This window comes from Streptomyces sp. HUAS MG91 (assembly GCF_040529335.1).
Taxonomy (GTDB): Bacteria; Actinomycetota; Actinomycetes; order Streptomycetales; family Streptomycetaceae; genus Streptomyces; species Streptomyces tabacisoli.
Genome location: NZ_CP159534.1, coordinates 4,561,819 through 4,587,109, shown reverse-complemented (window position 1 = coordinate 4,587,109; position 25,291 = coordinate 4,561,819). Strand labels below are relative to the sequence as shown.

Sequence of the window (25,291 nt, the reverse complement as noted above, 5' to 3'; positions counted from 1 at the left end):
GGGCGGGCCCGGCCCCGGTTCCCCGGACGTCGGGAGCAGGGACGGTCCCGGTCCCGCTCGGCACGACGGGCCGCCCGACCACGACCTCGTACGGCCCGAACAGAGCCTTACGGCGATTGACCGGATACGGCTCCGGGCCGCCGCCACGGCCGTAATGGTGCCGATCGCCCTCTCTCAGGGCCGATCGCGGGCCACGTGCTCCCAGACACCGTCGAACATGGTCTGCTCGGCCTCCACGAAGTTCGCTTCGGAACTCCCGGCCGAGCTGGCGAAGACGAACATCGGCGTGCTGAAGCCCTGCACGTCGCACAGGGGAACGTCGTCCCCGTAACCCGCGACGTCCCGCTCGAACGGCTCCGGAACGTAGTGCCCGATGAGCACCTCCCGCCGGTTCAGCAGGTAGGCCTTCCGGCTCGGCGTGCCGTAGGTGTACCGGAACTCGATGCGCGCGTCGACACCCATCGCGCGCAGTCCGTGGATGTTGCTCCTCAGCACGGTGCGCTGGGACTCGCGCTGGTTGCTGCTGCGCAGCTTGACCGCCGCGTCCAGGTCCTTGTCGTGCCCCCAGCCCTCGCGCGGTGACGGGTAGTCGAGGTTCTGGTCCAGTCTGGGCAGCAGCACCCGCAACCGGACCGAATCGGGCACGGCGACGCCCGAGTACACCCTGTTCAGCGGCTCGCCCAGCGCCGTCATCAGCGTCTCCGCCGTCAGACACGCCACGTCCACGCACACCTCAGGGCTCTCGAACGCCTTCACGAGGCGTGGGCCCAGGATGCCCCGCGCGGTCAGGTCGCCGGTCTGCCGCGGTACGGCCGTCTCCGCGACCTGGGGCGGACTGCCCCGGCTCACGTTCGTCAGCAGACCGTCCGCTTGGAGCCGCTGGAGGGCCTGGCGCACCGCGCCGCGCTCCACGCCGAACTCCTCGGCGAGCTTCGCCTGCGTCGGCAGCCGGTCGCCGACCTTGAGCAAGCCGTTCTTGATGCGCGCCCGGAGGTCGTCGGCTATCTCTTCCGAGGTGGCTTTGGAGGTGGGGTCACTCTTGCCGCTCATCGCGTCCTTCACAGCGACGCACTCCCTCCCGCCGTGCCAAGTTGGCTCAACTCTACGCCAGTTGGCAACCAACTCCACCCCGGTGCGTCGGCCGACGGCCCGACAGCACGGCGTCAGAGTGTGCCCCGCACCGCCCGGAGGATCGGCTCCATGGAGCCGATCACGTGCCTGACGCCCGCATCCCGCAGCGCTCTTTCCTTGGTCTCGTTACGCGCGTAGCCGAGAAACGGGACTCCTGCCTCGTTCGCGGCCTGGAAGTCCGTGGCGCCGTCGCCGACCATGAGCGCCGCACTCGGCGGGGCGCCCATGGCGCTCAGCGCGCGGTTGAGGCAGTACGGGTCGGGCTTGAGTCTGCTCAGGTCCTGGCTCCGGCCGTAGACGTGCGGCTCGAAGCAGCCGGCCAGACCACGGCCCGCCAAGTAGCCGCGCGCCGCCTCGGGCGAATTGTTGGTGGTGATCGCGAGCCGCGCCCCCACCGCCGTCCAGGTGCGGATCAGGGGATCGGCGTACGGGGTGGGCCAGGCGGTGGGGACGGCCCGCAGCTCCTCGGCGGTGAGACGTTTCTCCAACTCGACGACCAGATCGCTGTCCGGCCGCTGCCTGCCCATGCTGCGCAGCACGGTGTGCGGATCCGGGTCATCGCGCTCGGCCAGTGTCAGGGCCTCCCCGAGCCCCTGCCTGTCCAGCCACGCCACCTGCTCCCGCGCGATGACCGCGGCCGGCCGTCCCGCGAACAGCCGGCAGATGGGCCCGTCGAAGTCGAAGAGCACGACGCGCGCCGCCCCGACGAGACCGCGCAGCCAGGTCTGCTCCCCCGGTGAATGCTTCTCTTCAGCCACGGACCCAGTCTGCTTCGTCATGTCAGAAGTCACTAGGAGAGTGTCAGGTCCGACGTGATGGTTGCCCAGAGCGCGTCGAACCATTTCTGGGACTCCTCGACGAAGGCGCGGTCCCGGTGGCCCGCGCGCTTCTCGAAGGAGAACAGCAGGGCCTGGGTGCCCGTCGCCGCGTACATCTCCAGCTTGGTGCCGCTGTCGATCTCCTCCTCCCGCTTGGTGACCATGTAGTACGAGAGGAGCGCCTCCTCGTGGTTGAGGAGGTAGAGCTTGACGGGGGGCGTGAACGGCAGGGCGCGGAAGGTGACCCGGACGTCGATGCCGTGCGAGGAGCGCAGCTCGCGGAGATTGTGGCGCAGCACCTGGCCCTGGGCGTTGCGCTGGGCGAGCCAGCGCTGGTGGACCACCACGTCGTCGGCGCGGTCGGTGCCGTCGCCGGGGTCCGGGACCGGCACCGGGAAGGCGAGGTCGATGTCGCGGCTGGGCAGCAGGACGCGGACGTCGACGGCGCTCGGGCGCATCCGCCCCTCGTGGATCAGGCGGAGCGGCTCGCCGAGGGCCAGCATGAGGGTCTCGGAGGTCATGCACACCGCGTCGATGCGCACCTCGGGCGCCTGGAAGGCCTCGATGAGCCGGGGGGCCAGGGCGACCATCGTGGGCTGCGGCCCGTCCGGGGCGGTGGCCGCGGAGGCGATGCGCGGCGGGCTTCCCTTGCTGCGGCTGCTCAACAGACCGTCGGCCTCCAGGAGTTGAAGCGCCTGGCGGACCGTGCCGCGCTCCACGCCGAACTCCTCGGCCAGCACCGCCTGCGTGGGCAGCCGGTCACCCGCCCTCAGCTCGCCCGCCTTGATCCGGCGGCGCAGGTCGTCGGCGATCTCCTGGGCGCCCCGCCTTCTGCTTCCGTTCAGTGTCACGTCCATCGTGTCCGCCATGTCCGCCACGCTCTCCCGGGTCACAACCAAATGGTACAACTCCCGTCCATTTGGCGGGAGTTGTTGAAGACTTGTTTTTCAGCGTCGCGAGTTGGGGACAACAATCGTGGGTTGGCAGCCAACTTGGCATCGAATGGTTACAGATGGCACGCACTCGGCCAACCCGTCTCAGCAACTGCCGAAGCCGATGAAGGGGGAACCGCCATGCCTTTCCTGAGCCTCCTCTCCGCGGTCTTCGTGATCACCTTCGAGCAGCTCGTCCAGTGGCACTACGGCCCGGCCGGCATCGCGGGCCTGCTCCTGCTGGCCGTGGGCGTCAAGGCCAGGAACGCCACGTGCAGTTCCATCGGCGGCGTACTGCTCGCGATCATGGTGGCCGGCCCCGCGCTCCACTAGAGCCTGTCAGGGCTCCCTCAGTGTCAGGTCCGTACTGATCGTGTTCCAAAGGCTGTCGAACCACAGGTGGGACTGCTCGACGAAGGTGGTGTCGCGCGGTCCCGCCCCGTGTTCGAACGCGAACAGCGTCTGCTGCACGCCCGTCGCGTCGTACACGTCGACCCGCTCGTGGTCGAGCTGTGCGCCGCGCCTGCTCAGTGTGTAGTAGGCGAAGAGCGCCTCGGTGCCGTTGAGCAGATAGAGCTTGACCGGTGGCGTGAAGGGGAGGGCGCGGAACTCCACCCGGACGTCCATGCCGTGCGTGGCGCGCAGGGCCGTCAGGTTGTGCCTGAGCACCTGGCCCTGGGCGTTGCGCTGCGCCAGCCAGTGGCGCTGGAGCCTGCCGCCCAGGGCCGCCTCCTGCTCGGCCTCCAGGTCGGCGGCCGGGGCCGGGAAGGCGAGGTCGATGTCCCGGCTGGGCATCAGCACCCGCACGCGGACCTTGGCCGGTTTCATGCGGCCCTCGTGGATCTGCCGCAGCGGTTCGCCCATCGCGAGGGTCAGCGACACCGACGTCAGGCACAGGGCGTCGATCTCCACGTCCTGCTGCCGGAAGGCGGCCGTGACCCGCGGGGCGAGCCCCACCATCGTCGGCTGCGGAGGTGCGGCCGGGCCGCGGAACGCGGACCGGGGATCCGCCGCGACGGTGGCCGGACTGCCCTTCGTGACGTCGGCCAGCAGATGCTCGGCCCGCAGGATGCGCAGCGCCTGGCGCACCGCCGAGCGCTCCACGCCGAAGGCTGCGGCCAACTGGGCCTGAGTTGGCATTCGTTGGCCCGGTCGCAGCGATCCCGAGCGGATTCTGGCCCGCAGCTCGTCCGCCACCTCGCGGTACGTCCACTGCGCCCGCGGCGGCCCTGGCCGTCCCTCGACGGCGGCATGCTCCACGCTCACAGTTCAACGGTACAACTTCACGCCATCTCAAGGGAGTTGAAGGAAGGATGGTTATAAGTCGCCGTGGAGCGGAGATAACTAACTTTGAGTTGGTGACCAACTTGGACGACATGGTCGAACAACCACGGGGGTTGGCGTCGACCACAGAGGTTGGTCTACGCCATCGCATTGGCAGCAGAGTTGGTCACCACTCCCACCTAAGGGGGTAGGGACATGCCGGTCTTCGCCATCGTCGTCGCCGCGCTGGCCATCGGATTCGAGCAGCTCATCCAGTGGAAGTACGGGCCCGTGGGCATCATCGCCTTCATCCTGCTGTCCGTCGGCCTCAAGGCCAAGAACACCGTGATCAGCGGCATCGGGGCGGTCGCCCTCGTGATGCTGCTGGCCCAGAGCGGCTGACCGGGCTCCCTTCCGGAGGGGAGCCGGGAGCCCGGTCGGTCTTCGGACAGCGCGCCCCCGGCCTCAGAACACGTCGGGGCACCACGGGCGCCGCGCCGTACGGAACAGCGCGTCGGCCAGGGCAGCGGCGCCCGGCTCCTCCTCCACCACCCGGCCCAGGGCGGTGAGCCGCACGGCGGACCCGCCGCCCAGCCACAGCGCCCCCAGCTCGCGGATGTCGAGCGTGAGCTGGGGAGCCGCGGCGCTCGGCGCGCAGACCGCGCCGTCGGGCGCCGCCCCCAACGCGAACCGTCCCCCGGCGAGTCCCGCCGCGTCGTGCACCTCGAGCACCAGCTCGCCGGCCGTGTCGTACGTACGTGCCTCCAGCGCCCGTACGACGTCGAGGATCCGCGCCCACAGGAAGTCGGCCCGTGACACCACGCGGGCGGCGCGCGGGTCGGGCAGGAAGTCCGGGAGCAGGTCGTCGGTGGCCCGCAGGCCGCTGCGGACGGCCGTGATCCAGTCGATCGAGCAGAGGTAGTGCCACAGGGCGCGCTCGGCGGCCGGGGTGAGCCCGAACAAGTACTGCACCCGCGCCGTGCACTCCGGCTGGATCGCCTCGTTGAAACGGTCCTCGGTGCGGTAGGCCGCCAGGCCCTCCACCTCGCCCCGGGCGTTGCGGTACAGCGCGTAGAAGGGTTCCTTCCACGGGTTCTCGGGGGTCGGGTGCAGCCCGGTGTGCAGCTCCCACCAGTAGGCGTCGCGCGACACCACGCCCGCGGTCCGGCCGCGCACCTGCTCGTGCAGGGCGGGGCCCAGGCGGCGGACCTCCTCGGCGTCGACGAGATCGACCCGGCCGCCGCCGTCGGGGCCGGCCGCGCGCGGGTCGAGTCCGGTGCGGGGTACGTCGATCTGCCAGTCGACGGCGTGCGTCGCGGGGCCGAAGCCGTAGCGGCCGTAGATCGGGTACTCGGCGGCGATCAGGGTGGCGGCGACGTCACCGCGCTCCTTCGCGTCCGCGAGGTCGGCGGCCATCATGCGGGTGAGCAGGCCGCGGCGGCGGTGGGTGGGGCTGACGGTGACGTTCGTGATGGCGTCCGTGGGGACGGCCGCGCCGCCGGGGAGGGTCAGTTCCTGGGCGAAGGAGCGGAAGGTGGCGACCTGGCGCTCGCCGTCCGGGGGGAACGCGGCCCTGGTGCGGGTCGGGTCGAAGTGGATTCTGCGCTTGGCGATCTCTTCCGGGGACGGGGTCGGGGGGGCGCAGGAAGCCGGTGTTCAGGGCGCGGATCCAGTCGGGGAGTTCGTCCTCCGCGATGGGCCGCACGTCAATATCGCTCATCCGCCCACGCTAGGCGGGGTCCCGCCGAATGTCGTCCGCATTCTTCCCGGCTGCGGCCCGGTGGGGGCTGGTCGCGCGGTTCCCACCGGACCGGCACCCGGAGACGAACCCCCGGTCAGCCGTCGAGCAGATCGTCCACCTGCGCCTCGCCCTCCCGGTACCGACGGGCGATCTCGGCGCTGCAGTCGTCGGCGGTCCGCTGCAACTGCTGCCGCCGCCGCGACACCTGCTGCTCGTACCGCACGAGCCGCCCCATCCCGGCATGCAACTCGTCGTCCGTCCGAGCCCCCAGATCCGACAGCTCCACCTCGGAGAGCATCTCCGAGGCCAGCCGCCGGAACTCCTCACTGCGCGGGGTCCCGAGCGTGACGTGCCGGGCCGACGAGCGGTACCGCGTCGGCTGGTCCCGCAGGATCTCGGAGAGCCGGTCCACCACGGGCCCCTCCGGATCGCGCCGCCGCGCCAACTCGGCCCGCAGGATGTCGATCCGGCCCTGGAGCATCCGCCGCACATAGCTCAGGTCGGCCTCGTCCTGCTGCGAGTCCCGGCGCAGCGTGCGCAGTTCGGGCAGCCGCAGCGTGGCCAGGTCGGCTTCGGGAACGGGCGGGAGTTCGGGGCTGTCCGTGCGCTGGACCGGCGGCCGCGCCAGGTGCGTCAGCGACACGACGGCACGCTCCGCGGGCGGCCCCGCACTCGTTGTGTGGCTCATGGCATGGAAATCCATGGTGTGTGCTTACCGTCCCCTCGACCGGACTGCCGCCGTGCGCCTCCGGCGCACCACGTGTGAGCATCGTGCCACTCCGCGTGGCCACTTAGGGTACGAGTGCCCCATATCGGCCCCGGATGGGGGGTTCGGACGCACGGTGTGGCGGGCACGGCATGATGACCGTATGCGAGCAGTGGTACAGCGGGTGGACGGCGCGAGCGTCGTCGTGGACGGCGAGACCGTGGGTGAGATCAAGGGCGAGGGGCTGTGCGTCCTGGTCGGGGTGACCCACGAGGACACCGCGGCGGAGGCGGACCGGCTGGCCCGCAAGCTCTGGTCGGTGCGGATGCTCGCCGACGAGAGGTCGTGCAGCGACATCGACGCCCCGCTGCTGGTCATCAGCCAGTTCACGCTCTACGGCGACGCCCGCAAGGGCCGCCGCCCCACCTGGAACGCGGCGGCTCCCGGTGAGGTCGCCGAGCCGCTGGTCGACGAGGTCGTGGCACGGCTGCGGGCGCTGGGCGCGACGGTGGCGACGGGCCGGTTCGGGGCGCAGATGCGGGTGTCCCTGACGAACGACGGCCCGTTCACCGTGCTGCTGGAGATCTGAGGGCTACGGCTCGACGACGACTTCCTGCGCCGCCGCCGTGGTCTCGGCGAGCAGCGGCGCGTCGGTCGGCACGTTCCGCTTCACCAGCGCGAGCGCGATCGGGCCCAGCTCGTGGTGGCGTACGGACGTGGTGACGAAGCCGATCTTGCGGCCCTCGGGGCCGTCGGCGGCCAGCCGCACCTCGGCGCCGTGGGCGGGCAGGTGCACCTCGCTGCCGTCCAGGTGCAGGAAGACGAGGCGGCGCGGCGGCTTGCCCAGGTTCTGGACGCGGGCGACGGTCTCCTGCCCGCGGTAGCAGCCCTTCTGCAGGTGCACGGCGCTGCCGATCCAGCCCAGCTCGTGCGGGATGGTGCGGTGGTCGGTCTCGAAGCCGAGGCGCGGGCGGTGCTGCTCGACGCGCAGCGCCTCGTACGCCAGCAGGCCGACGGCCGGCCCGTGCTCGGCCGCGTAGGACTCCAGGTCGGCGCGCGGCAGGAACAGGTCGCGGCCGAACGGCGTCTCGCGGACGGCGACCCCGTCGGGCACCGGGGCGATGGAACCGGCCGGCAGGTGCACGACCGCGAACTCGGCGGTGCGGTCGGCGACCTCGACCCGGTAGAAGAACTTCATCGACTCCAGGTACGTCAGGAGCGCCTCCTGCGTGCCGGGCTCCACGTGCGCCCACGTGGTCGTGCCGTCGTCCACGAGGTACAGGGCGTGCTCGATGTGCCCGTTGGCGGAGAGGATCAGCGCTTCCGTGGCCCGGCCGGCCGGCAGTTCGCTGACGTGCTGGGTGAGCAGCAGGTGCAGCCAGCTCAGCCGGTCGTCACCGGTGACGGCGACGACTCCGCGGTGCGAGAGGTCGACGACGCCGGATCCGTCGGAGAGTGAGCGCTGCTCGCGGAACAGGTCGCCGTAGTGGGCGGCGACGCCTTCGTCCACGCCCTCGGCGGAGACGGCGCCGGGCAGGGTCAGCAGGGGGCTGCTCGGTGAAAGTCGCTGCATGTTCACACAGACTACGACGAGCGGGCGGACCCGCTTATTCCTGTGCCGGCGCCTTGGCTTCCGTACAGCTCGCGCACCGGCCGAAGATCGCGAAGTGCTTCAGGTCGGTGTCGAAGCCGAACTCGGCGCGCAGCTTGTCGGTGAACTCCCGGGCGACGTCCACGTCGGCCTCGATCACGTTCGTGCAGTCGCGGCACACCAGGTGGATGTGGTGGTGCCGGTCGGCGAGGTGGTACGTGGGGGCGCCGTGGCCCAGATGGGCGTGGCTGACGAGCCCGAGCTCCTCCAGGAGCTCCAGGGTCCGGTAGACCGTGGAAATGTTGACCCCCGACGCCGTCCTGCGCACTTCGCTCAGGATGTCGTCGGGGGTCGCGTGCTCAAGGGTGTCCACGGCTTCGAGGACAAGCTGGCGCTGCGGCGTCAGCCGGTAGCCGCGCTGCCTCAGGTCGCTCTTCCAGTCGGTGCTCACCACACCCACGAGTCTAGGACCACTTGGAGAAAGCGCGGACGGCCCGCCGGAGGCCTACTTGAAGAAGGCGATGCCGTCGTCCGGCATGTCCGGGAGGTTGCGCGCCATCTCGGCGACCTCCTCCGGGGAGACGACCTTCTTCAGCTGGGCCGACATGTAGGGGCGCAGCGGAACCTCGGGGGTCTGCTTCTCGCCGACCCACATCAGGTCGCTCTTCACGTAGCCGTACAGCCGCTTGCCGCCGCTGTACGGGCCCGAGGCCGCGGTGCGGGCGACCGCGTCCGTCGCGAGGTCGATCTGCGGCTTCTTGTCGGCCAGCTCGCCGTACCAGACCTCGACGACACCGTCGTCGCGGACCATGACGACCTCGACCTTGCGGTCCTTGCCGACGCGCCAGAAGCCGGACTCCGACTCCAGCGGCTTCACCTTGTTGCCCTCGCTGTCGAGGATCCAGGTGTGCGAGTGGTACTCCAGGAAGTCCCGCCCGTCGTGGGTGAAGGAGACCTCCTGGCCGAAGTTGGCCTTCTCGGCGCCCGGGAAGTCGGTGACGCCCGCGCCCGCCCAGTTGCCCAGGAGGAACGCGAGGGGAACGAGGTCGGGGTGCAGGTCCGACGGGATCTGGATCATGGAGTGCTCAATCAGTGGGGTAGGTCAGCGCTGGCCCTGGTACAGCTTCTTCACGGTCAGACCGGCGAAGGCGAGGACGCCGACGCAGACCAGCACGAGCAGAGCGGAGAAGAAAGCCTCAAGCACGGAATGCTCCTCGGTGAGCGGAACGTATGCGGATACAGAGCCGGGCCCCACTGTAGTCGGGTGGGGCCCGGCGCACTCGGCGAGGTCAGCCGAGCAGCTGGTTCTGCAGCGCGAGGGTCTGCCGGAACGGGACGGCGGAGCCGTGTCCGTCGTCCGACTGGACCACCAGGGCCAGCACGTCACCGGCCTCGACGTACGCGTACCGGACGCGTTCCCTGCCGTACGGCTTCTGCTCGCCGTAGACGAACAGATGGGTGTCGGGCACCGCGTCGGCGTTGCCCTGGAGCGAGAAGTCCTCGTCGAACTTCGGGGCCCCGACCACGGTCGCCAGGCTCGTGTTCACCTGGTCGCGGTACTCACGGGCGAACGCGCTCGTGTTGAAACGCAGTAGGTAGATGCTGGTGCGCGTGCCGTCGGGCATGGTCCAGCCGCGTGCCGCGACGTGCCGCAGGCCGCCGTCCTTCAGGGCCTGGGCGAGATCGCCCCGGGCGTCCTTGTCGTACGCCTTCAGGTACGTGGCCGTGGGCAGCCAGCCGTCCTTTCCGGCGAGCGCCTTGTCCTCCTCGGCCCCGTCGGGCGCGGGCAGGACCAGCTCGCGCAGATCGGCGAAGTGCTCCTCGCGGAGGTTGTCCTCGGCGAACGCGGCCGGGGCGTCCTTCGGCAGCGGCGGGCGGACGATCTCCGGGTACTCCCAGCGTCCGTCGCTCTCGGTCGCCAGGCCCGGCAGATCGCTCCGCCGCTGCTCGGTGACCCCGTACGCGACACCGGCCCCGACGGCCGCGAACACGACGACGGCGGCGGTCCAGCGCAGCGCGGCCCGCAGGACGCGCCGGTCCTTCTTGACGGCGGGCACGGGCTCGGGCGCGGGCAGGGGCGGCGCGGGCGGGAAGAGCGGCGGGTGCGCGGGAGGGGCCGGGAACGGCTCGGCGGGCCGCGCCAGCTCCGTCGGCTGCTCCGTGGCCTGCTCCGTCGGCTGGTCTGTGGGCTGGGACGTCATACGAGCTCACCCCGTGACGAGATGTGGTCGAGCTGCTGGGCCAGGAGGTCGGCGACGGCCCCGCTGTCGATGGATGTCGGGCCGTACGCGGTGACGGAGACCAGGAGGTCGTCCTGGTACGCGCTGCAGATCAGCAGATCCAGCTTGGTCTCCTTGTCGCGCGGCGCGCGGAAGCAGTCCGCGTTGCGGTGCCCCTTGATCTTCGGGCCCTTGGTGAAGACACCGAGCGCCCGCAGGAACTCCGACTGGAACGCCTTGATGTTCCGGCCCGCCTGCCGGTTCTGGATCTCGGCGAGCTGGGTCTCGATCACGAGGTCGGAGGACTCGGCGGAGTAGCTGCGCACCGCGAGGCCCTTGAGCTTCAGCTTGTCGATCGACCTGTGCCGGGCGTCACGCTGGCGGGAGGGCAGGTTGTCGGCGCTCTTCTTGAAGCGGGCCGTGGCCTCCTTGCCGGTGATCACCTTCTCGTTGCCGAACTCGTCGATGTCCGGCCCGGGGCCGTAGTCGTCGGGCATCGGCAGCAGCCGCTTCATCAGGTCCTCGTCGGCGGAGCCCGCCGCGCGCTGCTTGTCCTGCTCGGGCGAGCCCCACACCTTGGTGCGGACGGTGCGGTCGGCGTCGTTCACCTTCAGCACGGTGAATCCGGCGCCGCCCGCCACGGCGAGCACGACGGCGCAGGCGACGGTGACGGCGGGCCAGCGGCGGCGCCGGCGCGGCTGCGAAGCTTCCTCGGGCTGTGGAGACTGGTCGCTCACAGGCGCTCCAACTGCCGCTTGGCGAGATCCATCGCGGACTTCTTCGAGATCGGCTTGGTGTCGTACATCCAGATGTCCATCACGATGTCGCCGCGCGCGGCGAGCGTCCGGGACATGTACATCGGCAGATAGCCGGGCTCCGTCTCGGGCCGGTCGTAGACATAGACGCGGCCCTCGGAGCTGCCGGGAACGGGCTCGCCGTCGTTGCCGGAGTCCTCGACGGCGAATTCGCCCTGCACGCTGACGTAGTCCTGCGAGGCGAGGTGCTCGGTCTCGCGGAACTGGACGAGGTTGATCGCCGTCGTGGACTGCCCCCGCTGCCACGAGACGGTCGCGGCCCGCCGGAAGGAGTCCGCGGACAGGTCACGGAACGCGTCGGCCGGCCGGTCGTAGTCGGCGGCGAACCCGAACTGGTCGACCCAGCCCTGCGGGGCGTCCGACTTCTGGGCGCCGGAGGGCCGCGGCACCAGCAGCTTGCGCAGGTCGCCGTCGGTCCTGACGCGCCGGTCCTGCGCGGCGGAGAGCGCCTCGGGGGCCTTGCCGCCCTTGGCCTGGGTGACCTTCTGCTGGGCGAGCGGCGGCAGCGGGTCGGGAGCGCGGCCCGCCTGGACGACGTACCCGGTGCACAGGCCCGCGACGACGCCGAGGACGGCGGCAGCGCCGATCAGCGCGGGCGTGCGGCCACGGCCGCGCCGGGGTCTGTCCTCGGACGCCAAGGGCTGCTCGGGCGGTGGCTCAGGTGGCGCCTGGGGCGCGGTGTGCGGTGCTTCTTCGTGATCCAACAGGTCCCCCCACAGAACTCGAAGCGCGGATTCCGTTCTCCGCGCGCACAGGAGACCCACAGCGATACTTGAAGGTTGCACACAGATTGATCACGAAAAAGTCACCGTCGGGGCGGGCGCTTCTTCCCGTCCAGTTCGTCCCACCACTCGTCGGACGTCCGGTCGCCGGTGGGGTCTTCCTTGCCCGCGGTGGTTCGAGAGCCCGGGGCGGGGTCGTCCCACCACCGGTCCTCGGGCCCGCGGCGGTTGGCGACGATGGCGGCGAAGGGCGGGATGACCATGGCGACGACGCACATGATCACGGCCGCGGGGACCGACCAGAGACGCACCACGCCCCACGCCAGGACGAAGAGGGCGATGCAGACGCCCATCATGGCGAAGTAGGCGTGCTTCCGGCGCGCGTACATGTCTTCAGCGTAAGCCCGTACGCGCCACTCCGGGCAGGCCGAAGGGCCGCACCCCGACCAGTGGCGTCCAACCCCTGGGGTGCGGCCCTTCGGCCGTTCCTGTGCGACCGCCCGTCGTCAGACGGCGATCGCGACCTCCGCGAGCCCGCCCGTCTGAGCGACGACCGTGCGGTCCGCCGTGCCGCCCGGGACCAGCGCGCGCACGGTCCAGGTGCCCTCGGCCGCGTAGAAGCGGAACTGGCCCGTGGCCGAGGTCGGGACCTCGGCGGTGAACTCACCGGTCGAGTCGAGCAGACGGACGTAGCCCGTCACCGGCTCGCCGTCGCGGGTGACCTGACCCTGGATGGTGGTCTCACCGGGCTTGATCGTCGAGGCGTCGGGGCCGCCGGCCTTCGCTCCACACATGCTGAACTCCTAGATACGAGAGGTCGGTTGACGAATTACTTGTTGGCGCCGAGCTCGATCGGCACGCCGACGAGGGAGCCGTACTCGGTCCACGAGCCGTCGTAGTTCTTGACGTTCTCGACGCCGAGCAGCTCGTGCAGCACGAACCACGTCAGCGCGGAACGCTCACCGATGCGGCAGTACGCGATCGAGTCCTTGGCCAGGTCGACCTGCTCCTCGGCGTAGAGCGCCTTGAGGTCGTCGTCCGACTTGAAGGTGCCGTCGTCGTTGGCGTTCTTCGACCACGGGATGTTGCGCGCGGACGGGACGTGGCCCGGACGCTGCGACTGCTCCTGCGGGAGGTGCGCCGGGGCGAGCAGCTTGCCGGAGAACTCGTCGGGCGAGCGCACGTCGACCAGGTTCTGGTTGCCGATCGCGTTCACGACGTCGTCGCGGAAGGCGCGGATCGAGGTGTCCTGCGGCTTGGCCTTGTACTGCGTGGCCGGGCGGTTGGGGACCTGCGAGCCGTCGACCAAGTCGCGGGAGTCGAGCTCCCACTTCTTGCGGCCGCCGTCGAGGAGCTTCACGTCCTGGTGGCCGTAGAGCTTGAAGTACCAGTACGCGTACGAGGCGAACCAGTTGTTGTTGCCGCCGTAGAGGACGACGGTCGTGTCGTTGCCGATGCCCTTCTTCGACAGCAGCTCCTCGAAGCCGGCCTGGTCGATGAAGTCACGGCGGACCGGGTCCTGGAGGTCCTTGGTCCAGTCGATGCGGATCGCGTTCTTGATGTGGTTCTTGTCGTACGCGGACGTGTCTTCGTCCACCTCGACGATCGCCACGTTGTCGTTGTCGAGGTTGGCCTCGACCCAGTCGGCGTCGACCAGGACGTCGCTGCGGCTCATGCTGTTTCCTCCGGGGCAGTTGCGGCAGGCATGCGGAACGTATGGGTGCGGGTGCGCACGGTGACCCCGAGTCGTGTGTCGCGTCTCAAGGGGCCCGGGAAGCGGGAATCGGGAATGCGGCCCGGTGGCCGACCGCCCCGCTCAGGCGGTGCGACAGAGCATGGCGGCGACGCGGCACAGGTCTACTGCCCGCCGCTTCGTGAGGTCCGCCTGTCGCTTCATGGCACCGATCGTAAGGACGCACCGGCGGCCGTGTCACCGACGTGTCGAATAATGAGACGCGAACGACCGAAATATGAGATCGATGGTCCGCCGAGGCCACCGCGGCCGGGGTCCGGGCACGCCGTGGCGCCGCTCACTCCTGCTGTGCGGACATGTCCGTCTCGCACTGCGGACGGTTCGTCCTCCGCGCACGCGGTTCGCGCTACCCGACGCCCTACCCGACGAGACGCAGGTCCGAACCCGTCACCGAGATTTCGATGCCGTCCTGGACCGCCTCGACCTTGTCCAGCTTGATGCCCGCGGGCAGGTTGTCGATGGCCTGCTGGAAGTCGGTGACGCCGCGCAGCGCGGATTCCCCGAGGTCGAACGAGCCGACCTTCGGCAGGCTGACGGCGCGGGCGGAGAGCTTGCCGCCGGTGACCTTCACGGCGCTGGTCACGGTGGGGCGCAGGGTGCCCAGCGGGGTCTTGAAGGCGACCGTCAGCTTCACCTTGCTGTCACCGGCGTACGACAGGCCGTCGATCTGCGCGCTCACGCCGGGCGCGACCCGGGCCGGGCCCGCCTTCTGCACGGCCTTGAGGAGGTCGGCGTAGGAGACGCGCGCGGTGCCGGTGGCGGAGGCGGCGGTGGCCGAGCTGTAGCTGCTGTCGAACTTCACGCCGTGCATCTCGGCTTTCATGTCCGCGATGCGGATGCTGCCGTCGGCGTTCTTCGCCTCGTAGTCCTTGATGCCGATCTTCACGTCGTCCAGGGTGCCGTCGGCGACCTGGGTCAGGAACGGGAAGCCCTCGATCGACACGGAGGGGGTACTGGCGAGGCTCTCGCTCTCGCGGATCTTGTCGGCGGCCTTGTTCTCGGCGATGTTGACCGCGACCCGGTCGGCAATCACGAACAGGCCGCCGAGGATCACGACGAGGATCAGCAGTATTCGCAGTGCACGCATGTTCGGGAGCGTACGCGGCGCGGGACGGGTCCCGGGGAGAATCCAGCCCCTCCGGCGATCGAGGAGCGGGGTCCGGGGCGGAGCCCCGCGCCCACCCGCCGTCAGCCGACGACCCGCCCCAGCACGTACACGACCGGCGCCGCCGCGGCGAGCGGCAGGGCGACCCCCGCCGTCATGTGGACGAACCGCGACGGATAGTCGTACGACGCGACCCGGTGCCCGATCAGCGCGGCCGCGGCCGCCCCGACCCCGAGCAGCGCCCCGCCCGACCCGACCCCGGTCATCCCGCCCACGGCGACCCCGGCCCCGGCACCGGCGAGCAGCGCGACCACGACGGACGCCGCGGTGGGCAGCGGCAGCGCGCGGGCCACGACGGCGACGGCCACCGCGATCGCGCCCACCGTCACCGCGTCCGGCTCTGCGGCCAGGTGTCCGGCCGCCACGATCGCGAGCGCCGCCGAGACGACGGTCGCCATCAGGCCGTACATCCGCTCGTCCGGCGAGGCGTGCGAGCGCAGTTGCAGGACCAGGGTGAGCAGCACCCAGACGCCGAGCGTGCCGAGGATCGCGGCGGGCCCGTGCTCCCGGCCGGCCGCGAGCAGCGCGATGTCGGCGACGACGCCGCCCAGGAAGGCGAGCGCGATGCCCTGGCGGGCGGGCCACATGCCGTTGAGCCGGAACCAGCCCGCGGCGGTGACCGCCTGGAGCAGCACCACCGGAACGAGCAGCGCGTACGAGCCGACGGCCGCGCCGCCCGCGAGCAGCAGGCCGAGCACCGCGGTGAGACCGGCCGGCTGGATGCCCGGCTCGATGATCGGCGACCGGCCCTCGGCGCGGGCCCGCTGGGCGTCGGTGACGCGCGCGTTGCCGGTGATGGTGGCCGGGCCGTAGCCGGGCTCGTCGTCGGCGGCGGCCGGTGCGGCGGGCTCGGGAGCGGGGGCCGGGGTCGGAGCCTGCGGTGCCGGTTCCTGCGGCCACTCCTGCTGCGGGGGCAGCGGCTGGGCCTGCTGCTCGCCGTAGCCGTACTCGTGCTGCTGCTGCGGCAGATACGACTGCTGCTGTTGCTGCTGCTGCTGCGGGTACGGCTGTTGCTGCTGGTACTGGGGCTGCTGGTACGGCTGCTGTTGCTGGTACGACTGCTGGTACTGCTGCTGCACCGGCGCCGGCTGCACCTGGGTGTCCCAGGTCTGCGCCTGCCAGTACTGCGTGGGCTCGGCGTCGTACGGCTGCTGGTCGTACTGCTGATGCTGCTGGTGCTGCTGGTGCTGCTGCGGGTCGTACGGGTACTGCTCGTTGTTGCTCATCGGTGTCACCCTCCTGCGAACGGCGGGAGCACCTCGACCGTGCCGCCCTCGGCCAGCCGTACCGTCTCATGTCCGCGCGTCCCGACGGGGTTCCCGTCGACGAGGAACGAGCAGCGCTGCAAGACCCGGACCAGTTCCCCGGGGTGCCGCTCGCGGGCCGCGGCCAGCGCCGCGCCCAGGTCATCGGCGTCGTACGGTTCCTCGGCCACGCCGGCGGCCGACTTGGCCGCGGCCCAGTAACGAAGGGTGCCGGTTGCCACAGGGCGCTCCTCTCCCCGCTTCCACGGTTCTGGTTCTCGGGTCGGCGTCCTATTGTGCGGTACCCGCGGTGCGGGCCCACTCCCCGATCCGGCCGAGCAGCGCGTCGCTCGCCGCGTGCTCCGCGTGCCCCATGCCCTCCTCCAGCCAGAGTTCGGCGCCGCCCGCGGCGGCCTCGGCCAGCATCCGGGGATGGTCGACGGGAAAGTACGGGTCGCGGTCGCCGTGCACGACGAGCAGCGGCGTCGGCGCGATCAGCGGCACCGACTCGACCGGCGAGAGCGGGATCGGGTCCCAGTCGTACGGATGGATACGGGTACGGAGCCCGAGCCGGCCCACCACGCGTCCCGAGCGCCGCGTGACGACCCAGTGGAGCCGCCGCATCGGAGCGGTCCCGCGGTAGAACCACCGGGCCGGTGCACTCACCGCGACGACCGCGTCGGTCCGCGCTTCCGTGCGCCCTCTGTGCAACGCCGCGTGCCGCAGCACCACGGAACCACCCATCGAAAATCCGACCGTGACGACACGCCGGTGCCCCAGCGAGCGTGCCCAGGCGACGGCCGCCGCGAGATCGAGCACCTCCCGGTCGCCCACCGTGGAGCGCCCGCCCGAGCGCCCGTGCCCGCGGAACGTGAACGTGACCACGGCCGCACCCTGCGCGAACGCCTCGGCGGCGCGGCGCACGTGGGGCCGCTCCAGATCGCCGGTGAAGCCGTGCGCGAGCACGATCACGGGCCGGTCCGGGGGCCCGGATCCGGGCTCGTAGGCGGCGTCGATCGCGACTCCGTCCTGTGTCCGCAGCATCACGCGCCGCGCTCGTTCAGTGATCGGCCGCACAGAAGATCCACGTCCTTCACCTGCCGGACCCCTACTCATGTGGGCTATTCTGCTGGGCGAAGGACTCGGGCAGTGCAGCCCCCGGGTCCTTTTGTGCTTTCAGGAGAGTTGTATACGACCTCACTCCCGACGGCGCGGGGCCCGGGGCGCGGGCCCATGACAAAGGCCGTACAGCAGTACGAGCAACACGAAGCAGTGCCGCAAACGTCCTCGCAGGGACCGAGGAGGAACCAGACGTTATGGGCGAGCGAACCGTGCACGAACGTATGACGACCCAGGCAGGTGGGCGGCGATGAGTTCTCTGCTGCTCCTGACGAATGCCCTTCAGCCGTCGACGGAGGTGCTTCCCGCCCTCGGCCTTCTCCTGCACAACGTGCGCGTGGCCCCGGCGGAGGGCCCCGCCCTCGTCGACACCCCCGGCGCCGACGTGATCCTGATCGACGGCCGCCGCGACCTCCCGCAGGTCCGCAGCCTCTGTCAGCTGCTCCGCTCCACCGGGCCCGGCTGTCCGCTGGTCCTGGTCGTGACCGAGGGCGGCCTCGCCGCCGTCACCGCCGACTGGGGCATCGACGACGTATTGCTCGACACGGCCGGTCCGGCCGAGGTCGAGGCCCGGCTGCGGCTCGCCATGGGCCGCCAGCAGATCGTCGCCGACGACTCCCCCATGGAGATCCGCAACGGCGACCTGTCGGTCGACGAGGCCACCTACTCCGCCAAGCTCAAGGGCCGGGTCCTCGACCTGACCTTCAAGGAGTTCGAGCTCCTGAAGTACCTCGCGCAGCACCCCGGCCGGGTCTTCACCCGCGCCCAGCTGCTCCAGGAGGTCTGGGGCTACGACTACTTCGGCGGCACCCGCACCGTCGACGTCCACGTACGGCGGCTGCGCGCCAAGCTGGGCCCCGAGCACGAGTCGCTGATCGGCACCGTGCGCAACGTGGGCTACCGCTTCGTCACCCCGGAGAAGCCGGAGAAGGGCGAGCGGGCGGACAAGGAGAAGGCGGCCGAGAAGAGCGAGAAGGCCACTTCCTCCGCCAACCAGGACGAAGCGGACACGGTGGCCGCCCGGCGCGTCGAGACGGTTTCGGCCGACTCGTAGCGAGCAGGTTTACGCCCTGCCCAGAGGGTGGTCCATCCGCGTAGACTCCGCGCGTGGCCAAGGTGACTCGGGACGACGTTGCGCGACTGGCGGGTACTTCGACCGCCGTCGTGTCCTACGTGATCAACAACGGACCCCGGCCGGTCGCCCCGGCCACGCGCGAGCGCGTTCTCGCCGCGATCAAGGAGCTGGGGTACCGGCCGGACCGGGTCGCCCAGGCGATGGCGTCGCGCCGGACCGACCTCATAGGCATGATCGTGCCGGACTCGCGCCAGCCGTTCTTCGCGGAGATGGCGCACGCGGTGGAACAGGCCGCGTCCGAGCGCGGAAAGATGGTCCTCGTCGGCAACTCCGACTACGTCGGCGACCGCGAGGTGCACTATCTGCGCGCGTTCCTCGGCATGCGGGTCTCCGGCCTGATCCTGGTCAGCCACGGGCTCAATGACCTGGCGGCGACCGAGATCGAGGCGTGGGACGCCCGCGTGGTGCTGCTGCACGAGCGGCCCGAGGCCATCGACGACGTCGCCGTGGTGACGGACGACCTCGGCGGCGCCCAGCTCGCCACCCGCCACCTCCTCGAACACGGCTACGAGTACGTGGCCTGTCTGGGCGGCACCGCCGAGACGCCGTCCGTCGGCGACCCGGTCTCCGACCACGTGGAGGGCTGGCGGCGCGCGATGCAGGAGGCGGGCAGGTCCACGGAGGGCCGGCTCTTCGAAGCCCCGTACAACCGCTACGACGCGTACAAGGTGGCGCTCGAACTGCTCGCCGGGCCGCACCGGCCGCCGGCCATCTTCTGCTCCACCGACGACCAGGCCATCGGGGTGCTGCGGGCCGCGCGCGAGCTGCGCATCGAGGTGCCGGGTGAGCTGGCCGTCGCCGGGTTCGACGACGTGAAGGAGGCCGGGCTCACCGATCCGCCGCTGACCACGGTCGCCTCGGACCGGCCGGCCATGGCGCGGGCCGCCGTCGATCTGGTGCTGGACGACTCCCTGCGCGTGGCCGGGTCGCGACGCGAACGCCTGAAGCTGTTCCCGTCCCGCCTGGTCGTCCGCCAGTCCTGCGGCTGCGCGTAGCGCTCCGCTCGGGGCGGGTTTCCGGGTTCTCGTTCGGCTGCGGCCCGGTGGGGCTTCTCGCGCAGTTCCCCGCGCCCCTGAGATGCGCACTTCGTGCGGCATCTCATCGGGGAGGCTGCGCGCAGCGCATGCCTCAGGGGCGCGGGGAACTGCGCGACCAGCCGGCCACCGGCCGTCAGATGATGGCGCGGCCCGTCTTTATTTCGGGCAAACAGGGTTCTGCCGGGACTCTCAGGGCACGCTCAGGCGGCTCTCATGAACGCGGCCCACGCTTACTGACATGACCGAGAGCTTCCGCCGCGACGGCGAGTACCCGCAGGGCCAGCAGCAGTCCCCGTACTCCGAGAGCCCGCAGCAGAATCCCCCGCACTCCACCCCGGTGGACAGCGCCTGGCCGCCCCCGCCGGCCTACGAGCCGACCCCGCAGCAGGAGCCCCGGGCCAGGAAGAAGCGGCTGCGCGGCCCGGTCGGCCTGCTCGCGGCCGTCGCCGTGGCAGCCGCGGCGATCGGCGGCGGCACCGCCTACGCCTTCCAGGAGCTGACCGGCTCCTCCACCACCACGGCGTCCTCCTCGACCAGCACCAACGTCGTGCCCAGCAGCAAGAAGGGCACCGTCGCCGGTGTCGCGGAGGCGGTCAGCCCGTCGATAGTCGAGATCAACGCCACGCTGAGCAACGGCTCGTCCACCGGCTCCGGCGTCATCATCACCGACGACGGCGAGATCCTCACCAACAACCACGTCATCTCCGGCGCCACGAGCGTCAAGGTCAGGACGAGCGACGGCAAGACGTACACCGCCGAGGTCGTCGGCACCGACGCCAAGAAGGACCTGGCGCTCATCAAGCTGAAGAACGCCTCCGGCCTCAAGCCCGCGACCCTCGGCGACTCCGACAACGTCGGCGTCGGCGACGAGGTCGTCGCGATCGGCTCCCCCGAGGGCCTGACCGGCACCGTCACCAGCGGCATCGTCTCCGCGCTCAACCGCGACGTCACCGTCTCCACGGACGAGGGCCAGCAGGAGCAGCAGCAACAGCAGGGCGGCGGCAGCGGCCAGTGGCCGTTCGAGTTCGGCGGCCAGGAGTTCAACGGCGACACCGGCTCGTCCACGACCACGTACAAGGCGATCCAGACCGACGCCTCCCTCAACCCCGGCAACTCCGGCGGCGCCCTGATCGACATGAACGGCAACATCGTCGGCATCAACTCCGCGATGTACTCGGCCAGTTCGCAGTCGTCCTCGTCGTCGTCGAGCGCGGGCAGCGTCGGCCTCGGCTTCGCCATCCCGGTCAACACCGTCAAGGCCGACCTCGACTCGCTGCGCGCCGGGGGCTCCGACAGCTGACCGAGCACCATCAAGCCCAGGGAGAACCCTCATGAACACGACCGTGCACCGTCACTCCGGCGCCACCACCGACCCCGCCGGCACCGGGCTCGCCCTCGCCGTCGCCTCGACGCTCTTCCCGCCGGTCACCCGGGCCCCCGAAGTGGCCACCGCGGCGGCACCGCGCCGGGCCGCACGCGGGCGCCGCGCGGCCGTGCGAGGCTGATAGTCCGTCGCAGTACTCACCCACGTCGTGAAGGAAGCCCACGCCATGAGCCCCGCCGAAGGCGACCGCGAAGACCGGCACCGCATCCTCATCGTGGACGACGAGCCCGCCGTCCGCGAGGCCCTGCAGCGCTCCCTCGCCTTCGAGGGCTACGGCACCGAGGTCGCCGTCGACGGCGCGGACGCGCTGGAGAAGGCGGCCGCCCACCGGCCCGATCTGCTGGTCCTGGACATCCAGATGCCGCGCATGGACGGCCTGACCGCGGCCCGCCGGCTGCGCGCCACCGGGTCCACGACCCCGATCCTGATGCTCACCGCCCGCGACACGGTCGGCGACCGGGTCACCGGTCTCGACGCGGGCGCCGACGACTACCTGGTCAAGCCCTTCGAGCTCGACGAGCTCTTCGCCCGGGTCCGCGCCCTGCTGCGCCGCAGCTCGTACGCGTCGGCGGCGGGTGCGGCCGGCGCCGACGACTCCGACGTGCTGGCCTTCGGCGATCTGCGGATGGATCTGGCGACCCGCGAGGTCACCCGCGGCGAGCGCACGGTGGAGCTGACCCGCACCGAGTTCACCCTCCTGGAGATGTTCCTGGCCCACCCGCGCCAGGTCCTCACCCGGGAGCAGATCCTCAAGGCGGTCTGGGGCTTCGACTTCGAGCCGTCGTCCAACTCCCTGGACGTGTACGTGATGTATCTGCGCCGCAAGACCGAGGCGGGCGGCGAGCCCCGGCTCGTGCACACGGTGCGGGGTGTGGGGTACGTACTGCGATCGGGGAGCGCTGAGTGAACACGCTGGTGCGGCGGCTGCGCACGCTGCCGCTCAGGTCCCGGCTGGCGCTGCTGGTGGCGGTGGCCGTCGCGGTGGCGGTGGCGGCGGTGGCGGTGACGTGCTGGTTCATCACGCGCACCCAGTTGTACGCGCAGATGGACCAGGAGCTGCACAACCAGGTCGGCTCCCTCAACCAGAGCCGTCAGGTCCTCTCCGTGCTCTCCTGCGGCGGCGGACTCGACCAGCAGCAGGGCATCCCCGGCCCGACGATCCAGCGGGTCGACTCGAACGGTGTGGTCTGCACCTGGCGCGGCAAGTCCTCCATCCCCGCACAGCCCTCCGACGTGGCGGTGGCCAACGGGACCGCGGACAACGCCCTGCACACCACCGAGGCCGAGGACGGCACGCAGATGCGGGTTCTGACCGTCGCCGCCGTGGACATCAATCGCAACCGGGTGCCCGACCTGGCCGTCTCCATCGCCAGCCCCATGGACGAGATCACCCGGCCCCTCACCACCCTCGCCTGGGTCCTCCTCGCCGTGGGCGGCATCGGGGTCGTCGGCGCCACGGCGGCCGGTCTCTGGATCGCCCGGACCGGGCTGCGGCCCGTCGACCAGCTCACCGAGGCGGTCGAACACGTAGCCGCCACCGAAGACCTGACGGTCCGCATCCCGGTGGAGGGCGACGACGAGATCGCCCGGCTGTCCGCCTCCTTCAACTCGATGACGGCGTCCCTGGCCTCCTCGCGCGAGCTGCAACAACAGCTCATCGCCGACGCGGGCCACGAACTGCGCACCCCCCTGACCTCGATGCGGACCAACATCGAACTGCTCACCCGCAGCGAGGAGACCGGCCGCGCGATCCCCCCGGACGATCGCAAGGCACTGATGGCGTCGGTCAAGGCCCAGATGACCGAACTGGCCGCGCTCATCGGGGACCTGCAAGAACTGTCCCGGTCCGGGCTGAGCGGCACCGAGGGCCCGCTGAAGGTCGTCTCCTTCCACGAGACGGCCCGCCAGGCCCTGGAGCGCGCCCGACTGCGCGGCCCGGAACTGAAGATCGTCTCCGAGCTGGCCCCCTGGTACGTCCGGGCCGAGCCGGCGGCGCTGGAGCGCGCGATCATCAACCTGCTCGACAACGCGGTGAAGTTCAGCCCGCCCGGCGGCACCGTCGAGGTCCACCTGATGCGCGGCGCGCTGACGGTGCGCGACCACGGCCCCGGCATCCCCGCCGACGAACTCCCGCACGTCTTCGACCGGTTCTGGCGCTCCCCGACGGCCCGCGCGCTGCCGGGCTCCGGCCTGGGTCTGTCGATCGTGGCCCGCACGGTGGAGAGCTACGGCGGCGAGGTCACGCTCGCCGCGGCGGACGGCGGCGGCACCGTGGCGACGATGCGACTGCCCGGCGCCCCGACCCCGCCACCGGACCAGCCGGCTTAGCCACTACGCAGCGGCGGGCGTCGCCCCCTTCGGCGGGGCGGCCAGCCGCAGCCCGACCTCGACGAGGGTCCAGCCGAGCCGGGTGCGCAGGGCCACCGGGTGCGGGTTCCGGACGGTGGCGGCCAGCCGGTCGGCGTCCGCCTCGGCGCGGAGATCCGCGGCGCGACCGTCGTGCAGGGCGAGATGGTTCTCGGAGTGCATGGGAAGCCTTTCGGTCAGTCGCTGCTGATCGGGAACGTGTGCGTGTGGACCCGGACCCGCTCGGCCCGCGGGTCGTTCTCGGTGGCGGCCAGGTCGCGGTACTCGGCGACCAGGGCGTGCATCTTGTCGACCAGTTCCTCGGCGAGCTCCGGCGTGAGCCGCAGCGTGTCGCTGCTCAGGTCGGCGGCCCGCGACCACTCCTCGGACCAGTCGTGGCGGCTGCCGAGCCAGGTGGACAGGTTGCGCATCTGCGACGTGGCGACCTCGTGCAGATAGAAGTCGGCGGCGCCGCGCACCTCCGGGTCCTGGTCCTCCAGCAGGGCGTTGTCGATGGTCAGGCCCCGGTAGACCGCCCCCCACCACCGCTCCCGGCCCTTGCCCCGCTCCGGCACGTCCTCGACGAAGCCGTGCGCGGCGAGCTGGCGCAGGTGGTAGCTGGTCGCGCCGCTCGACTCGCCCAGCTTCTCGGCGAGCTGGGACGCGGTGGCCGGCCCGTCGAAGCGCAGGGCGTCGAGGAGTCGCATGCGCAGCGGGTGCGCGAGCCCGCGCAGTGATCGGGCGTCGAGATCGCGGACCTTGGGCGGGGTGGGCTCTTTCATGCGTACAAAGATAGCTCTGCAAAGAAACCCTTGCAAGGGTTTCTTTGCAACTGCTCTGGCCCCCTCCGCGCCTACTTCCCGACCGAGAGCCCCGCCCCCGACAGATCCACCCGGATCCCGTCCTTCTCGACCTTCACGTCCCGCAGCCGTACGTACCCGTGGTCGCCCGGCAGCTTCGGCAGCTGGAAGGCGAGCGAGAGGCGGTCGGCGAGTTCGGGGCGGGTCAGCTTGCCGAGGCCGTCGAGCAGGTTCGGGTCGATGCCCAGCTTCTGGAGCAGCCAGGGGTTGTCGGCGGCGATGTCGATGAGGTTCATCCCCATCACCTTCTTCACGAAGCGCGGGGACCCGGTCAGCTCGCTGAGCTTGTCGTCGCTGTGCTCGGCCTGCCGCACGGCACTCGCGGGCACCCCGACGCGGTGCACGATCGCCGGGATGGACAGCAGCCTGCGCGCCTTGTCGGTCTCGGCGGTGAGCCGGGCGACGGACTTGGGCGTCAGGTGCAGGCCCTGGCCGGCGCCGGTGCCGGGCCGGTAGGTGGCGAGGTCGCCGATGGCGAGGCTCATGTTGTCGATGTCGGTGGAGATGCCGGAGGCGCCGAGCCGCTGGATGGTGGCGTCGGCGCGCACCTTGAGGTCGTGCCCGGCGACGGGCAGCGTGCCGCGCGCCAGGACCCGGTTGTCGCCGTGCCCGGTGAAGGTGACCTGGGAGGCGCCCAGTTCACGGTTCATGTCGGCGAAGCTGAGCAGCACCTCGCCCTGCATCCGGTCGACGGTCGCGCCGCTGATGCCGGTGAGGCCCTTGCCCTGGATGCGTACGTCCTGCGCGGTCGCCTGGACCTTGGCGAGGGTGATGCGGTCGGCGGCGACGTCGGGGACGGTCACCTTCAGCCGGTCCACGCGGCGGTCGGCGAGCTGGGTGAGGAAGGGGAAGCCCTCGATCTCGACTTCGGGCGCGGCCGTCAGCTTCAGCTCCTTCTTGAGCTGCTGGGCGGCGCGGTGCTCCGCGTACAGGACGGCCCAGCGGTCGGCGAGGGCGAGGAACGCGGTGAGGACGAGCACCGCGACCACACCCTTGACCGCGAGGGAGAGGCTGCCGAAGCGGCGCCTGCCACGACTGCGGTGGTCGGGCGGCGACCACTCCTCGTCGTCGCGGTACGCCGGCTCCTCGCGCAGGACGTCGTCGAGGGGGTTGCCGTCGTCCAGGTCGGCCAGTTCGTCGTACGGACTGGCCGACCGGCCGGCGGTGCCGGCGGGTTCCCGGGGAACCGATTCCTCCTGCCAACCATCAAACGGAACACGGTCGTTGGTTATGCGGTGGGGGGTACGCATCAGCCGATTTCACCACATGTACCGACCCCACTCGCAAGCCCCGCACCCGGCGTGCACCGT

The 25,291-nt window shown here is 71.0% G+C and carries 31 protein-coding genes and 1 pseudogene; 9 read left to right on the top strand and 23 right to left on the bottom strand.

Annotated elements, in window-relative coordinates; translation table 11 throughout:
- Positions 1-174 precede the first annotated feature (174 nt).
- From ABII15_RS20875 to ABII15_RS20865, 3 genes are all read right to left on the bottom strand, one after another.
- The gene (locus tag ABII15_RS20875; RefSeq protein ID WP_353943833.1) at positions 175-1,050 is read right to left on the bottom strand and encodes a winged helix-turn-helix domain-containing protein; all 876 of its coding nucleotides are present in this window, start codon (positions 1,048-1,050) and stop codon (positions 175-177) included.
- A 113-nt stretch (positions 1,051-1,163) separates the two neighbouring features.
- Positions 1,164-1,973, bottom strand: a complete 810-nt coding sequence (locus tag ABII15_RS20870; protein ID WP_353943832.1) for an HAD family hydrolase — start codon at positions 1,971-1,973, stop codon at positions 1,164-1,166.
- Positions 1,922-2,818: a winged helix-turn-helix domain-containing protein gene (locus ABII15_RS20865; RefSeq protein ID WP_353947132.1), complete on the bottom strand. Its 897-nt coding sequence runs from the start codon at positions 2,816-2,818 to the stop codon at positions 1,922-1,924. Before ABII15_RS20865 ends, ABII15_RS20870 begins: the two co-directional genes overlap by 52 nt.
- Before the next feature lie 204 nt (positions 2,819-3,022).
- Between ABII15_RS20865 and ABII15_RS20860 the strand changes: the two genes are divergently transcribed.
- On the top strand, positions 3,023-3,214 hold the full coding sequence (locus ABII15_RS20860) for a hypothetical protein (protein WP_111665462.1): 192 nt from the start codon (positions 3,023-3,025) through the stop codon (positions 3,212-3,214).
- 6 nt (positions 3,215-3,220) lie between these two features.
- Here ABII15_RS20860 and ABII15_RS20855 read toward each other — a convergent pair whose 3' ends face one another.
- Positions 3,221-4,147, bottom strand: a complete 927-nt coding sequence (locus ABII15_RS20855) for a winged helix-turn-helix domain-containing protein (protein WP_353943831.1) — start codon at positions 4,145-4,147, stop codon at positions 3,221-3,223.
- A gap of 213 nt (positions 4,148-4,360) precedes the next feature.
- Between ABII15_RS20855 and ABII15_RS20850 the strand changes: the two genes are divergently transcribed.
- Complete coding sequence (locus ABII15_RS20850) at positions 4,361-4,546, top strand: hypothetical protein (RefSeq protein WP_111665464.1); 186 nt, start codon at positions 4,361-4,363, stop codon at positions 4,544-4,546.
- A 63-nt stretch (positions 4,547-4,609) separates the two neighbouring features.
- Here the strand turns inward: ABII15_RS20850 and ABII15_RS20845 are convergent.
- Both ABII15_RS20845 and ABII15_RS20840 read right to left on the bottom strand, forming a co-directional pair.
- Positions 4,610-5,864: pseudogene (locus ABII15_RS20845) on the bottom strand (GNAT family N-acetyltransferase).
- 115 nt (positions 5,865-5,979) lie between these two features.
- The gene (locus tag ABII15_RS20840; protein WP_353943830.1) at positions 5,980-6,573 is read right to left on the bottom strand and encodes an ABC transporter substrate-binding protein; all 594 of its coding nucleotides are present in this window, start codon (positions 6,571-6,573) and stop codon (positions 5,980-5,982) included.
- Between the two features lie 181 nt (positions 6,574-6,754).
- Here ABII15_RS20840 and dtd point away from each other — a divergent pair, with 181 nt between their 5' ends.
- Positions 6,755-7,180, top strand: coding sequence for a D-aminoacyl-tRNA deacylase (gene dtd / locus ABII15_RS20835; protein WP_353943829.1), 426 nt, complete (start codon positions 6,755-6,757; stop codon positions 7,178-7,180).
- A 3-nt stretch (positions 7,181-7,183) separates the two neighbouring features.
- On the opposite strand, the gene ABII15_RS20830 is transcribed toward dtd, so the two are convergent.
- The 14 genes from ABII15_RS20830 to ABII15_RS20765 form a co-directional block, all read right to left on the bottom strand.
- The gene (locus tag ABII15_RS20830; protein WP_353943828.1) at positions 7,184-8,164 is read right to left on the bottom strand and encodes a folate-binding protein; all 981 of its coding nucleotides are present in this window, start codon (positions 8,162-8,164) and stop codon (positions 7,184-7,186) included.
- A 34-nt stretch (positions 8,165-8,198) separates the two neighbouring features.
- Positions 8,199-8,636, bottom strand: coding sequence for a transcriptional repressor (locus ABII15_RS20825; protein ID WP_353943827.1), 438 nt, complete (start codon positions 8,634-8,636; stop codon positions 8,199-8,201).
- A gap of 51 nt (positions 8,637-8,687) precedes the next feature.
- Positions 8,688-9,260: an FABP family protein gene (locus tag ABII15_RS20820; RefSeq protein WP_353943826.1), complete on the bottom strand. Its 573-nt coding sequence runs from the start codon at positions 9,258-9,260 to the stop codon at positions 8,688-8,690.
- Between the two features lie 211 nt (positions 9,261-9,471).
- The gene (locus ABII15_RS20815; protein ID WP_353943825.1) at positions 9,472-10,383 is read right to left on the bottom strand and encodes a hypothetical protein; all 912 of its coding nucleotides are present in this window, start codon (positions 10,381-10,383) and stop codon (positions 9,472-9,474) included.
- Entirely contained in the window at positions 10,380-11,138 is a 759-nt protein-coding gene (locus tag ABII15_RS20810) for a hypothetical protein (RefSeq protein WP_353943824.1), read from the bottom strand. Before ABII15_RS20810 ends, ABII15_RS20815 begins: the two co-directional genes overlap by 4 nt.
- On the bottom strand, positions 11,135-11,920 hold the full coding sequence (locus ABII15_RS20805; protein ID WP_353943823.1) for a hypothetical protein: 786 nt from the start codon (positions 11,918-11,920) through the stop codon (positions 11,135-11,137). Before ABII15_RS20805 ends, ABII15_RS20810 begins: the two co-directional genes overlap by 4 nt.
- A 101-nt stretch (positions 11,921-12,021) precedes the next feature.
- The gene (locus ABII15_RS20800) at positions 12,022-12,327 is read right to left on the bottom strand and encodes a DUF3099 domain-containing protein (RefSeq protein ID WP_353943822.1); all 306 of its coding nucleotides are present in this window, start codon (positions 12,325-12,327) and stop codon (positions 12,022-12,024) included.
- A 117-nt stretch (positions 12,328-12,444) separates the two neighbouring features.
- The gene (locus ABII15_RS20795) at positions 12,445-12,732 is read right to left on the bottom strand and encodes a DUF1416 domain-containing protein (RefSeq protein ID WP_054232391.1); all 288 of its coding nucleotides are present in this window, start codon (positions 12,730-12,732) and stop codon (positions 12,445-12,447) included.
- Between the two features lie 35 nt (positions 12,733-12,767).
- Positions 12,768-13,613 carry a sulfurtransferase gene (locus ABII15_RS20790; RefSeq protein WP_353943821.1) on the bottom strand — a complete coding sequence of 282 codons (846 nt, stop codon included), beginning with the start codon at positions 13,611-13,613 and terminating at the stop codon, positions 12,768-12,770.
- A 141-nt stretch (positions 13,614-13,754) separates the two neighbouring features.
- Complete coding sequence (locus tag ABII15_RS20785) at positions 13,755-13,835, bottom strand: putative leader peptide (protein WP_351257108.1); 81 nt, start codon at positions 13,833-13,835, stop codon at positions 13,755-13,757.
- 214 nt (positions 13,836-14,049) lie between these two features.
- Entirely contained in the window at positions 14,050-14,778 is a 729-nt protein-coding gene (locus ABII15_RS20780; RefSeq protein ID WP_353943820.1) for a DUF2993 domain-containing protein, read from the bottom strand.
- Positions 14,779-14,879: 101 nt separating this feature from the next.
- Complete coding sequence (locus ABII15_RS20775) at positions 14,880-16,082, bottom strand: hypothetical protein (RefSeq protein WP_353943819.1); 1,203 nt, start codon at positions 16,080-16,082, stop codon at positions 14,880-14,882.
- A gap of 5 nt (positions 16,083-16,087) precedes the next feature.
- On the bottom strand, positions 16,088-16,342 hold the full coding sequence (locus ABII15_RS20770; RefSeq protein ID WP_111665475.1) for a MoaD/ThiS family protein: 255 nt from the start codon (positions 16,340-16,342) through the stop codon (positions 16,088-16,090).
- Between the two features lie 49 nt (positions 16,343-16,391).
- Positions 16,392-17,144 (bottom strand): alpha/beta fold hydrolase, encoded by a 753-nt coding sequence (locus ABII15_RS20765; RefSeq protein ID WP_353943818.1) that lies wholly within the window; start codon positions 17,142-17,144, stop codon positions 16,392-16,394.
- 325 nt (positions 17,145-17,469) lie between these two features.
- Here ABII15_RS20765 and ABII15_RS20760 point away from each other — a divergent pair, with 325 nt between their 5' ends.
- The 6 genes from ABII15_RS20760 to ABII15_RS20735 all read left to right on the top strand — a co-directional run bounded on the left by ABII15_RS20760 (position 17,470) and on the right by ABII15_RS20735 (position 23,103).
- A complete protein-coding gene (locus tag ABII15_RS20760; protein WP_353943817.1) occupies positions 17,470-18,273 on the top strand; it encodes a response regulator transcription factor in 804 nt (267 codons plus the stop codon).
- Between the two features lie 53 nt (positions 18,274-18,326).
- The gene (locus ABII15_RS20755) at positions 18,327-19,349 is read left to right on the top strand and encodes a LacI family DNA-binding transcriptional regulator (protein ID WP_353943816.1); all 1,023 of its coding nucleotides are present in this window, start codon (positions 18,327-18,329) and stop codon (positions 19,347-19,349) included.
- Between the two features lie 280 nt (positions 19,350-19,629).
- Positions 19,630-20,691, top strand: a complete 1,062-nt coding sequence (locus tag ABII15_RS20750) for a trypsin-like peptidase domain-containing protein (RefSeq protein ID WP_353943815.1) — start codon at positions 19,630-19,632, stop codon at positions 20,689-20,691.
- A 31-nt stretch (positions 20,692-20,722) separates the two neighbouring features.
- A complete protein-coding gene (locus ABII15_RS20745; protein ID WP_353943814.1) occupies positions 20,723-20,896 on the top strand; it encodes a hypothetical protein in 174 nt (57 codons plus the stop codon).
- 45 nt (positions 20,897-20,941) lie between these two features.
- Positions 20,942-21,682, top strand: a complete 741-nt coding sequence (locus ABII15_RS20740; RefSeq protein WP_353943813.1) for a response regulator transcription factor — start codon at positions 20,942-20,944, stop codon at positions 21,680-21,682.
- Positions 21,679-23,103 (top strand): HAMP domain-containing sensor histidine kinase, encoded by a 1,425-nt coding sequence (locus ABII15_RS20735; RefSeq protein WP_353943812.1) that lies wholly within the window; start codon positions 21,679-21,681, stop codon positions 23,101-23,103. Before ABII15_RS20740 ends, ABII15_RS20735 begins: the two co-directional genes overlap by 4 nt.
- A 3-nt stretch (positions 23,104-23,106) precedes the next feature.
- On the opposite strand, the gene ABII15_RS20730 is transcribed toward ABII15_RS20735, so the two are convergent.
- The 3 genes from ABII15_RS20730 to ABII15_RS20720 all read right to left on the bottom strand — a co-directional run bounded on the left by ABII15_RS20730 (position 23,107) and on the right by ABII15_RS20720 (position 25,231).
- Positions 23,107-23,304, bottom strand: coding sequence for a hypothetical protein (locus tag ABII15_RS20730; protein WP_353943811.1), 198 nt, complete (start codon positions 23,302-23,304; stop codon positions 23,107-23,109).
- Between the two features lie 14 nt (positions 23,305-23,318).
- Positions 23,319-23,903, bottom strand: a complete 585-nt coding sequence (locus ABII15_RS20725; protein ID WP_353943810.1) for a helix-turn-helix domain-containing protein — start codon at positions 23,901-23,903, stop codon at positions 23,319-23,321.
- Between the two features lie 71 nt (positions 23,904-23,974).
- A complete protein-coding gene (locus ABII15_RS20720) occupies positions 23,975-25,231 on the bottom strand; it encodes a DUF2993 domain-containing protein (protein WP_353943809.1) in 1,257 nt (418 codons plus the stop codon).
- Positions 25,232-25,291 lie beyond the last annotated feature (60 nt).